Source organism: Stenotrophomonas nitritireducens, assembly GCF_001431425.1.
GTDB lineage: Bacteria > Pseudomonadota > Gammaproteobacteria > Xanthomonadales > Xanthomonadaceae > Stenotrophomonas > Stenotrophomonas nitritireducens.
Genome location: NZ_LDJG01000002.1, coordinates 231,752 through 241,989 on the forward strand (window position 1 = coordinate 231,752; position 10,238 = coordinate 241,989).

The 10,238-nt window shown below is 68.9% G+C and carries 9 protein-coding genes, 1 pseudogene and 1 riboswitch; of the genes and pseudogenes, 7 read left to right on the forward strand and 3 right to left on the reverse strand.

Annotated features, from left to right (window positions below; genetic code table 11):
• Window positions 1–143: 143 nt before the first annotated feature.
• The 6 genes from ABB22_RS01835 to purU all read left to right on the forward strand — a co-directional run bounded on the left by ABB22_RS01835 (window position 144) and on the right by purU (window position 7,237).
• On the forward strand, window positions 144–2,453 hold the full coding sequence (locus ABB22_RS01835) for a ribonucleoside-diphosphate reductase subunit alpha (protein WP_425477765.1): 2,310 nt from the start codon (window positions 144–146) through the stop codon (window positions 2,451–2,453).
• Between the two features lie 180 nt (window positions 2,454–2,633).
• Window positions 2,634–3,653 (forward strand): ribonucleotide-diphosphate reductase subunit beta, encoded by a 1,020-nt coding sequence (locus ABB22_RS01840; RefSeq protein ID WP_055766818.1) that lies wholly within the window; start codon window positions 2,634–2,636, stop codon window positions 3,651–3,653.
• Between the two features lie 177 nt (window positions 3,654–3,830).
• Window positions 3,831–4,235: an acyl-CoA thioesterase gene (locus ABB22_RS01845; RefSeq protein WP_055766815.1), complete on the forward strand. Its 405-nt coding sequence runs from the start codon at window positions 3,831–3,833 to the stop codon at window positions 4,233–4,235.
• Window positions 4,236–4,286: 51 nt separating this feature from the next.
• On the forward strand, window positions 4,287–5,123 hold the full coding sequence (locus ABB22_RS01850) for an NAD-dependent protein deacetylase (RefSeq protein ID WP_055766811.1): 837 nt from the start codon (window positions 4,287–4,289) through the stop codon (window positions 5,121–5,123).
• A 17-nt stretch (window positions 5,124–5,140) separates the two neighbouring features.
• Window positions 5,141–6,289: an NADH:flavin oxidoreductase/NADH oxidase gene (locus tag ABB22_RS01855; RefSeq protein WP_082443522.1), complete on the forward strand. Its 1,149-nt coding sequence runs from the start codon at window positions 5,141–5,143 to the stop codon at window positions 6,287–6,289.
• Window positions 6,290–6,385: 96 nt separating this feature from the next.
• Window positions 6,386–7,237 carry a formyltetrahydrofolate deformylase gene (gene purU / locus ABB22_RS01860; RefSeq protein WP_055766805.1) on the forward strand — a complete coding sequence of 284 codons (852 nt, stop codon included), beginning with the start codon at window positions 6,386–6,388 and terminating at the stop codon, window positions 7,235–7,237.
• A gap of 113 nt (window positions 7,238–7,350) precedes the next feature.
• On the opposite strand, the gene pncA is transcribed toward purU, so the two are convergent.
• Window positions 7,351–7,974, reverse strand: coding sequence for a bifunctional nicotinamidase/pyrazinamidase (pncA, locus tag ABB22_RS01865; protein WP_055766802.1), 624 nt, complete (start codon window positions 7,972–7,974; stop codon window positions 7,351–7,353).
• Window positions 7,975–8,110: 136 nt separating this feature from the next.
• On the opposite strand from pncA, the gene ABB22_RS18675 reads away from it, so the two are divergent.
• The gene (locus tag ABB22_RS18675; RefSeq protein WP_055766799.1) at window positions 8,111–8,803 is read left to right on the forward strand and encodes an MgtC/SapB family protein; all 693 of its coding nucleotides are present in this window, start codon (window positions 8,111–8,113) and stop codon (window positions 8,801–8,803) included.
• Window positions 8,804–8,854: 51 nt separating this feature from the next.
• On the opposite strand, the pseudogene ABB22_RS18680 reads toward ABB22_RS18675, so the two are convergent.
• A pseudogene (locus ABB22_RS18680) lies at window positions 8,855–9,309 on the reverse strand (5-methyltetrahydropteroyltriglutamate--homocysteine S-methyltransferase); the annotation flags it as partial.
• 54 nt (window positions 9,310–9,363) lie between these two features.
• Window positions 9,364–9,582, reverse strand: a riboswitch (cobalamin riboswitch).
• An 89-nt stretch (window positions 9,583–9,671) separates the two neighbouring features.
• Window positions 9,672–10,004 carry an SMR family transporter gene (locus ABB22_RS01880; protein ID WP_055766793.1) on the reverse strand — a complete coding sequence of 111 codons (333 nt, stop codon included), beginning with the start codon at window positions 10,002–10,004 and terminating at the stop codon, window positions 9,672–9,674.
• Window positions 10,005–10,238: the final 234 nt, after the last annotated feature.

Consider the following 10,238-nt stretch of genomic DNA (forward strand, 5'->3'; position numbering starts at 1 on the left):
CAACCGCACCGGCCCAGGTTCCTGCGAGGGCAGGCGCCGCGTGCATCCCGCCATGAGGACACATCACCGTGACCGCCACCGATACCGCCGTTGTCCCGACCGAGGCCGGCTTCGAACTGACCCCGCCGCCGACCGCCACCGCCATGAGCGTGACCAAGCGCAATGGCGGCACCGAGCCGGTGGACCTGAACAAGATCGTCCGCGCCATCCAGCGCTGCTGCGAAGGCCTGCATGCGGTCGATCCGATGCGCGTGGCCACCCGCACCATCTCCGGCCTGTACAACGGCGCCACCACCCAGGAACTGGACGAACTGTCGATCCGCACCGCCGCGCTGCTGATCGGCGAGGAACCGGAATACGGCCGCCTGGCCGCGCGCCTGCTGGCCAACTTCATCGCCAAGGAAGTGTCCGGCCAGGAGATCCACGCGTTCTCGCAGTCGGTCGGCCGCGGCCATGAGGTCGGCCTGATCAACGACCGCCTGCTGAACTTCGTGCAGGTCAACGCGCGCAAGCTCAACGACGCGATCGATCCCGGGTACGACCTCAACTTCGATTACTTCGGCCTGCGCACGCTGTACGACCGTTACCTGCTGCGCCACCCGCACACGCGCAAGGTCATCGAGACCCCGCAGCAGTTCTTCCTGCGCATCGCCAGCGCGCTCAGCGAGGACGTGCCCGAGGCGCTGGCGCTGTACCAGCGGCTGGGCAGCCTGGACTACCTGCCGTCGAGCCCGACCCTGTTCAACGCCGGCACCAGCCACGAGCAGCTGTCCTCCTGCTTCCTGCTGGATTCGCCGTCCGATTCGCTCGAATCCATCTACGCCAGGTACGGCGACATCGCGCAGCTGTCCAAGTTCAGCGGCGGCATCGGCGTGAGCTACACCCGGGTGCGTTCGCGCGGCTCGCTGATCAAGTCCACCAACGGCCACTCCAACGGCATCGTGCCGTGGCTGAAGACGCTGGATTCCTCGGTGGCCGCGGTCAACCAGGGCGGCAAGCGCAAGGGCGCGGCCTGCGTGTACCTGGAAACCTGGCATGCGGACATCGAGGATTTCCTGGAGCTGCGCGACAACGCCGGCGACGATTCGCGCCGCACCCACAACCTCAACCTGGCCAACTGGGTGCCGGACCTGTTCATGCAGCGCGTGGAGGCCGACCAGGAATGGTCGCTGTTCGATCCGCGCGTGGTGCCGGAGTTCACCGACCTGTACGGCGAGGCGTTCGAACGCGCCTACCTGCAGGCCGAGGCGCAGGGCAAGGCGGTCAAGACGCTGCCGGCGCGCAAGCTGTACGCGCGGATGATGCGCACCCTGGCCGAGACCGGCAACGGCTGGATGACTTTCAAGGACAAGTGCAACCGCGCCAGCAACCAGACCCTGCGCGCCGGCAACGTGATCCACCTGTCCAACCTGTGCACCGAAATCCTGGAAGTCACCAGCGCCGAGGAAACGGCGGTGTGCAACCTGGGCTCGATCAACCTGGGCAACCACCTGGACGAGCACGGCGATTTCGACTTCGACAAGCTGGCCGAAACCGTGCGCCTGGCCGTGCGCCAGCTCGACCGGGTGATCGACCTGAACTTCTATCCGATCGAGACCGCGCGCCGCGGCAACCTGCGCTGGCGCCCGGTCGGCCTGGGCTGCATGGGCCTGCAGGACGTGTTCTTCCGCAAGCGCCTGGCGTTCGATTCGGAGGCCGCGCGCGTGCTGTCGGCGAAGGTCGCCGAGACCATCTACTTCCATGCGCTGGAAACCTCGTGCGAACTGGCCATCGAGCGTGGCCGGCACCCGTCGTTCAACGACACCCGCGCGGCCGCGGGCGAGCTCCAGTTCGATGCCTGGAACGTGGCTCCGGCCGACGCCGCGCGCTGGGACGCGCTGCGCGAGCGCATCCGCCAGCATGGCCTGCGCAACTCGCTGATGATCGCCATCGCCCCGACCGCGACCATCGCTTCCATCGCCGGCTGCTACGAGTGCGTGGAGCCGCAGGTGTCCAACCTGTTCAAGCGCGAGACCCTGTCCGGCGACTTCCTGCAGGTCAACCGCTACCTGGTCGGCGAGCTCAAGCAGCTGGGACTGTGGACGGCGGAGATGCGCGATGCGATCAAGCTGGCCGACGGCTCGATCCAGAACCTGCCGCAGATCCCCGAAGCGCTGCGCACGGTGTACCGCACCGCTTGGGAACTGCCGATGCGCTCGCTGATCGACATGGCCGCGGACCGCGGCGCCTTCATCGACCAGTCGGCCTCGCTCAACCTGTTCATGGAGAGCCCGAACATCGGCGCGATGTCCTCCATGTACATGTATGCCTGGAAGAAGGGCGTAAAGACCACCTACTACCTGCGCTCGCGCCCGGCCACGAAGATCGCCAAGACCACGGTCAGCAGCTACACGCCGACCGAGGCCGTGGCCTGTTCGCTGGAGAACCCGGAAGCCTGCGAGGCCTGCCAGTAATCGTTCCCGCCCCTCTCCCGGCGGGAGAGGGGCGAGCTCGCCCCCACCGAACCCTCGTCCGGCGCTCCGCGCCACCTGCATGCGGCACACCCCTGTGCCGCCCCCTCCGGGCGGCCTTGCCGCGAACCCCGGCGATCCTGCCGCGCTGCCTCCCGCAGGGAGAAGAGAAAGGAGACTCCAATGTCCGCACAACCCCGCCAGATGCTGCTCGATCCGGGCTTCGAACTGACCCTGCGCCCGATGCGCTACCCGGATTTCTACGAGATGTACCGCAACGCGATCAAGAACACCTGGACGGTGGACGAGATCAACTTCCAGATCGACATCACCGACCTGCATCACAAGATGACGCCGGCCGACCGCCACCTGATCCACCGCCTGGTCGCCTTCTTCGCCACCGGCGATTCCATCGTGTCCAACAACCTGGTGCTGAACCTGTACCAGCACCTCAACGCGCCGGAAGCGCGCATGTACCTGTCGCGCCAGCTGTACGAAGAGGCGCTGCACGTGCAGTTCTACCTGACCCTGCTGGACAACTACCTGCCGGACCCGGAGGAGCGCTTCAAGGCGTTCGCGGCGGTGGAAAACATCGAATCGATCAAGAAGAAGGCCGATTTCTGCTTCAAGTGGATCGACTCGATCCAGGGAATGAAGCGCATCGAGACCCGCGAGCAGCGCCGCCAGTTCCTGCTCAACCAGATCTGCTTCGCCGCCTGCATCGAGGGCCTGTTCTTCTTCGCCGCCTTCGCCTACGTGTACTTCTTCCGCTCGCGCGGGCTGCTGCCGGGCCTGGCCTCGGGCACCAACTGGGTGTTCCGCGACGAGAGCTGCCACATGGAATTCGCCTTCGAATGCGTGCGCACCATCCGCGCCGAGGAGCCGGACCTGTTCGACGCGACGATGGAGCAGCAGGTCTACGAGATGCTGGCCGAAGCCATCGAGTGCGAGGTGCAGTTCGCCGAGGACGTGCTTTCCGGCGGCGTGGCCGGCATCTCCACCCGCGACATGCGCCAGTACCTGCAGCATTGCGCCGACCAGCACTTCGCCAAGCTGGGCATGGCCCGGAAGTACAACGTGCGCAACCCGCTGCCGTTCATGGAACTGCAGGACGTCCAGGAGCTGACCAACTTCTTCGAGCGCCGCGTCTCGGCCTACCAGGTCGGCGTAAAGGGCGAGGTCGCCTTCGACATGAATTTCTGAGGCGAGGAGCTGCCGGCCGGCGCTCCCTGCAGGGCGGGGCAATGCCCCGCCCGAAGCGTTGCCGGTCGACCCCCACCCGGAAAGCCGGCGCCGCCGGCGGACGCGACGCGGGCGTCACACCCGGCATCATCCGCCCTGCGTATCATCCGCCCGCCATCCATTCCCGCGCATCCCGCCATGAACGCCACGCCCGCCATCGTCCCGCCCACCGAAGTCCGCATGGCGGAGATCGTCTTTCCCAACCACACCAACCATCTCGGCACCCTGTTCGGCGGCCAGGCGATGGCGTGGATGGACAAGGCCGCCTTCCTCGCCGCGGCGCGCTATTCGCGCCGCACCGTGGTCACCGCGCATTCGGACCAGGTGGATTTCAAGCTGCCGATCCGCATCGGCGAAATGGTCGAGACCGTCGGCCGCGTGGTCGAGGTCGGGCGCAGCTCGATGACGGTGCAGGTCGAGCTGATCGCCGAGGACCTGCACAGCGGCGAACGCAAGCTGTGCACGCGCGGCCACTTCGTGATGGTGGCGCTGGACGCCGAAGGACGCCCGGCCCCGGTGCCGGCGTTGCCGCCGCAGGCCTGAGCCGGGGCGCGGGCGATGGCCGTGCGGCCTGGGCAGGCGGGCCTCCCGTCCATGGCGACGGATACGCGGCTGGCGGAGTTCATGGCCGCCCACCGGCGCCTGTTGCTGTTGACCGGCGCCGGTTGCAGCACCGACTCGGGCATTCCCGACTATCGCGATGCCGATGGCCAGTGGAAACGCACGCCGCCGGTGGATTACCGCGCGTTCATGGCCGATGCGGCGGTACGCCGTCGCTACTGGGCGCGCAGCCTGGCCGGCTGGCCGCGTTTCGGCCAGGCCCGGCCCAACGCCACCCACCATGCGCTGGCCGCACTGGAGGCGGCCGGCGGGGTAGAACTGCTGTTGACCCAGAACGTGGATGGCCTGCACCAGCGCGCCGGCAGCCGCAGCGTGATCGACCTGCATGGACGGCTGGACGAGGTGCGTTGCATGGGCTGCGAGGCACGCTCTCCGCGCGAGGCGCTGCAGCAGCGGCTGCTCAATGCCAATCCGGCGTGGGCGGGGTTGCAGGCGGCGCAGGCGCCCGATGGCGACGCCGACCTGGAAGGGGACTTTTCCGGTTTCGCGGTGCCGGACTGCACCGCCTGCGGCGGCCTGCTCAAGCCGGACGTGGTGTTCTTCGGCGAGAACGTGCCGCGCGAACGCGTGGCCGCCGTGCACGCGCACCTGCAGCGCGCCGACGCGGTGCTGGTGGTGGGGTCGTCGCTGATGGTCTATTCCGGCTTCCGCTTCGTCGATGCCGCTGCCAGGGCCGGGTTGCCGGTGGCGGCGGTCAACCTCGGCCGCACCCGCGCCGACGCCCTGCTGTCGCTGAAGATCGAGCAGCCCTGCGCGCAGGCGCTGGCCTTCCTGCTCGACGGCATGCGGACGGCGGCCAAGACGCAGTGATCCACCGCGCCGGTTGAATGGCCCGGCGCGCGGGGGTGCAATGGGCGCCCCCCAACCGGATCACCTCCCACGTGAGCCATCTGTTCTCGCCGCTGTCGCTCGGCCCGTTGTCCCTTTCCAACCGCATCGTCATCGCGCCGATGTGCCAGTACTCGGCCGATGAAGGCCGTGCCACCGACTGGCACGCCCAGCACCTGGGCACGCTGTCGCAGTCCGGCGCCGGATTGATGATCCTGGAAGCCACCGCGGTGGAAGCGCGGGGCCGCATCAGCTGGGCCGACCTCGGCCTGTGGGACGACGCCACCGAAGCGGCGCTGGGCGAGGTACTGGCCTCGGTGCGGCGCTGGTCGAAGATGCCGCTAGGCATCCAGCTCGCCCACGCCGGGCGCAAGGCCTCCACCGCGCGGCCATGGGATGGCGGTGGCGCCATCGCGCCAGGGCAGGCGCGCGGCTGGCAGGTGGTGGCGCCATCGGCGCTGCCGTTCAATGCGGGCGACCCGGTGCCGCAGGCGCTGGACGCGGCCGGCATCGACGCGGTGGTGGAGGCATTCGCCGCCGCCGCGCGGCGTGCGGCACGGCTGGGACTGGAACTGATCGAGATCCACGCCGCGCATGGCTACCTGCTGCACCAGTTCCTGTCGCCGCTGAGCAACCGGCGCGAGGACGACTACGGCGGTGCGCTGGAGAACCGCATGCGCCTGCTGCTGCGCGTGTTCGATGCGGTACGTGCGGCGGTGCCGGCCAGCGTCGCGGTGGGCGTGCGCATTTCCGCCACCGACTGGGTGGAGGGCGGTTGGGATGTGGCCCAGAGCATTGCTGTCGCCAAGGCGCTGGAGGCGCGCGGCAGCGACTTCATCCACGTCTCCAGCGGCGGGCTGGACCCGCGGCAGCAGATTCCAGTGGGTCCGGGCTACCAGGTATCGCTGGCCGGCGCGATCAAGGCGCAGGTCGCCACGCCGGTGATCGCGGTGGGCCTGATCACCGCGCCCCGGCAGGCCGAAACGATCCTGGCCGAAGGCCATGCCGATGCCATCGGCATCGCCCGCGGCATCCTCTACGACCCGCGCTGGCCGTGGCATGCGGCCGCGGAACTCGGCGCCCAGGTGCACGCCGCACCGCAGTACCTGCGCTGCCAGCCGCACGGCCTGCGCGAGCTGTTCCAGTAGCCCAGCACATCCGCAGGGGCGGCTGGAGCCGCTCCTGCGGCCGTCGTGGCGGCAAAGGTTTCCCCGGAAAATTTCGTGCGTCGCTAGACTCCCGCGATGCGCCCCGACTACATCCTCACGCTTTCCTGCCCGGACCGTACCGGCATCGTCTACCGCGTTTCCGGCCTGCTGTTCGAGGCCGGCTGCAACATCCTCGACGCCCAGCAGTTCGGCGACGAGGAGAGCGGCCGCTTTTTCCTGCGCGTGCACTTCGACATGGCCGCGGCTGGCGAGGAGCCCGCCGTGCGCGAGCGTCTGCGGCGGCTTGGCGCGGAGTTCGCGATGGACTGGCAACTGCACGACGCCCGCCGCCGCGCGCGCCTGCTGGTGCTGGTCAGCAAGCAGGGCCATTGCCTCAACGACCTGTTGTTCCGCGCCCACAGCCGGCAGCTGAAGGTGGACATCGCCGCAGTGGCCTCCAACCACGGCGACTTCGCCGCGCTGGCCGGTTCCTATGGCGTGCCGTTCCAGCACCTGCCGGTGGATGCGGAGAACCGCGCGCAACAGGAGCGGCAGATCCTGGATCTGGTCGAACGCGAAAACATCGACCTGGTGGTGCTGGCGCGCTACATGCAGATCCTCTCGCCGCAGCTGTGCCAGGCATTGGCCGGGCGCGCGATCAACATCCACCACAGCTTCCTGCCCAGCTTCAAGGGCGCCCAGCCCTACCACCAGGCGCACGCGCGCGGGGTCAAGATCATCGGTGCCACCGCGCACTACGTCACCAGCGACCTGGACGAGGGCCCGATCATCGAGCAGGACGTGGCCCGCGTGGACCACGCCATGACGCCGCGCGACCTGGTACGGCTGGGCAGCGATACCGAATCGCTGGTGCTGGCCCGCGCGGTGCGGCGCCATGTCGAGCACCGCATCCTGCTAAACGGCCACCGCACGGTGGTGTTCCGCTGAGCCGCGGGAGCGGGTGAAGAGGAGCGGGAAACGAGAAATGAGAAACGGAAGCGAGCCCCGCGTCGCTTTTCGCACGCGGAAACGTCGAGCAAGGGCAGTGCTTCCGCTTTTTCTCACTTCTCTATTTCTATCCCCGCCTCGACAAGCGCGATGCGCGTGGTTTCATCGTTGTCGGCCGACACCGGCCGGGTCAGTTCCCACAGGAAGCGCACGCGGAAGCCGCTGATGGCCGCGTCCTGCGCGCTCCACAGCACGCAGTAGTCGCGCGCCAGCCCGCACACGTGCACTTCGGCGATGCCGCGCTCGTGCAGCCAGCCGGCCAGGCCGGTCGCCGGGCGGTCGCCCTGCGGGCCGAAGTTCTCGCGGAACGCGCTGTACGAATCCACCTGCCGGTCAGTGCCTTTGCGCAGGATCAGGTCGGCGCTGCTCCAGTCCACCTGCGGGTGCAGCGCCGCGCCCGCGCTGCCCTGCACGCAATGGTCCGGCCACAGCGTCTGCGCATGGCCGTGCAGTTCGATCGATTCGAACGGCCTGCGACCCGCGTGCCGGCTGGCGAACGAGGCATGGTCGGCCGGGTGCCAGTCCTGCGTGGCAACGACGGTGGCGTAGCGGCGCTGCGCCAGCAGCGCGGCGATGCCCGGCACGATGGCATCGCCCTGGTGGCAGGGCAGCGCGCCGCCGGGCATGAAATCGGGTTGCAGGTCGATCACCAGCAGGGCTGTGTCATTGCCGTACATCGCAGGTTCCGGTGCGGGGAGCCTTGGAGTGTAACGCCGCGCCGTCGGGTGCCGGTCCGGAGCGTTCACGACGCGATGCGGCACGGCGCGCGCGACGGCCTACACTGCGGCAACGGCAAGCGATGGGGAGGCGGCAATGATCCAGTGGTGGGAACTCGGCCTGCGGCTGCTGCTGGCGGCCCTGCTCGGCGCGGTGATCGGCATCAACCGCGGGCGCCTGGAGTGGGCGGCGGGCCTGCGTACGCACATGCTCGTGTGCGTGGGTTCCGCGTTGGCGATCATCGTGTCCGCGTTCGGCTTCTTCGACGTGCTGGGGCATCCCAACGTCCAGCTCGATCCCTCGCGCATCGCCGCGCAGGTGGTCAGCGGCGTCGGCTTCCTCGGCGCCGGCACCATCCTGTTCCTGCAGCGCGAGCAGGTGATCCGCGGCCTGACCACGGCAGCGGGGTTGTGGGCGGTGGCCTCGGTCGGCCTGGCTGCGGGCTCAGGCCTGTACGCGGCGGCGATCATGGCCACGGCGCTGCTGTGGGCGATCCTGGCGCTGCTCAAGCCGCTGGAGCAGCGCTATCTGCGGCGCCGCGCGCGCAGCGGCCGGCTGCGCCTGCGCGTGGCGCTGGGCACGCCGCTGGCCCGGGTCGAAACGGCGGCCAGCGACGCCGGCCTGCCGGTGAAGCGCATCACCCTGCGCCCGCGCGAGCAGGACAACGACATCGTCGACATCGACTGCGACCCGCCGCTGCCGCGCGAACAGATGCTGGCCAAGGCCGAGCAGCTGGGCCGCGTCGAAGGCGTGGTGTCGGTGGAACTGCCCGGGCTGGCCGTCGGCTGACCGCGGGGGGCCAGCGCCGGGCCTCCGTGGCGTCCAGCAGGTCGCGGAGAGTTCACCGCGCAGCACCTGCGCCGCTTCCATCATCGCCTCCAGCGCGGCGCGGGTCTGCAGGCCGCAGTCCGGGTTCGCCCATGGCTTTTCGCCGGCAGTACCTCGGCGACCCTGCGCAGCAGCTCGACCCTCTCGGTGCGCTCGGGTATGCGCGGGGTATGGATGTCGTACACGCCTGGCCCGACCTGGTTGGGAGAGTCGAAGCGCGCGAACGCATCGAGCAGCTCCATGCACGAGCACCAGGCCTCGATCGGGATCACCTCCGCATCCAGCGCCGCCACCGAATCGATGATGTGGTTGAACTGCGCGTAGCGCATGTGGGTATGGATCCGGGTGGCGTAGGCCACGCCGCTGGCGGCGATGCGGAAGGCCTCCGCCGTCCACGCCCGATACCGCCGCCGCCGCGCCTTGCGCAACGGCAGGTCCTCGCGCAACGCCGGTTCGTCGATCTGGATGCGCGGACGGTTCCGGCCGCCTCCCCGCGGAGACGCCAGGTCGAAACAAGAGGCGATGCGCCTCCAGCCCAGGCCGGTGTTCGGGCTGACGGACATGGACGCGGCTGCGTCCGCCTGGTGGCCGTCGCTTCCCGGGCGTTGGGCCCAGTGCCCGGTGACGGCGGTCGTTTCCATTCACCGCTGCGGGGCAGCTTCGGAATGGCGGGCCTTGCGGGCGCGCTTCACAGGGCTTCCGTTTAATTCCATCCCTTCACCCGAATAAAGAGACGGGTGAATTCGGCGCGCTCACGACAGGCAGGTGCGCAACGGCGGTCAAGCAGCGCCGCGGCATGGATCCGGAAGGCGAAGGAGGATGCCGCGGCTCAGTGCACGGTCGCGCGCGAGAACACGTTGATGACCACCACGCCGGCGCAGATCAGGGCGATGCCGAGCAGGGCCGGCAGATCCAGTTTCTGCCTGAACACGACCAGGCCGATCAGCGAGATCAGCACGATGCCCACTCCAGACCAGATCGCATAGGCGATGCCGGTGGGGACCGACTTCATCACCATCGACAGCAGCCAGAAGCACAGGCCGTAGCCGGCCAGCGAGCCCAGCGTCGGCCACAGCCGGCTCATGCCGTCGGAGGCCTTGAGCAGGGAGGTGGCGATGACTTCCAGGACGATGGCGCAGGCGAGCAGGACATAGGCGTTCATGGGCCTATTTTCGCCTGCCACGACGCCGCGTGCCTCGCCACGCCTGCCCGCCTGCACCGGCCCGGGAGCGGCCCTGTTCAGGCGCTTCGTTTACCCTTGGCATCCCTGTGCCGCCCTCCGGCCGCAGGCGAAGCCGATGCCACGCCCGGAAGAATCCGTTTTGCAGCCGAACCACGACCCGCGCCATGCCGCCTCCCTGCGCCTGTCCGTCGCCCCGATGATGGACTGGACGGA

Bases quoted from the DNA above. Each gene is read 5' to 3' on its own strand.
- ABB22_RS01840 (WP_055766818.1), top strand. From the start codon at position 2,634: ATGTCCGCACAACCCCGCCAGATGCTGCTCGATCCGGGCTTCGAACTG.
- ABB22_RS01880 (WP_055766793.1), bottom strand. From the start codon at position 10,004: ATGAACGCCTATGTCCTGCTCGCCTGCGCCATCGTCCTGGAAGTCATC.
- ABB22_RS01835 (WP_425477765.1), top strand. From the start codon at position 144: ATGAGCGTGACCAAGCGCAATGGCGGCACCGAGCCGGTGGACCTGAAC.
- ABB22_RS01855 (WP_082443522.1), top strand. From the start codon at position 5,141: ATGGCCCGGCGCGCGGGGGTGCAATGGGCGCCCCCCAACCGGATCACC.
- pncA (WP_055766802.1), bottom strand. From the start codon at position 7,974: ATGTACGGCAATGACACAGCCCTGCTGGTGATCGACCTGCAACCCGAT.
- ABB22_RS18675 (WP_055766799.1), top strand. From the start codon at position 8,111: ATGATCCAGTGGTGGGAACTCGGCCTGCGGCTGCTGCTGGCGGCCCTG.
- purU (WP_055766805.1), top strand. From the start codon at position 6,386: ATGCGCCCCGACTACATCCTCACGCTTTCCTGCCCGGACCGTACCGGC.
- ABB22_RS01845 (WP_055766815.1), top strand. From the start codon at position 3,831: ATGAACGCCACGCCCGCCATCGTCCCGCCCACCGAAGTCCGCATGGCG.
- ABB22_RS01850 (WP_055766811.1), top strand. From the start codon at position 4,287: ATGGCGACGGATACGCGGCTGGCGGAGTTCATGGCCGCCCACCGGCGC.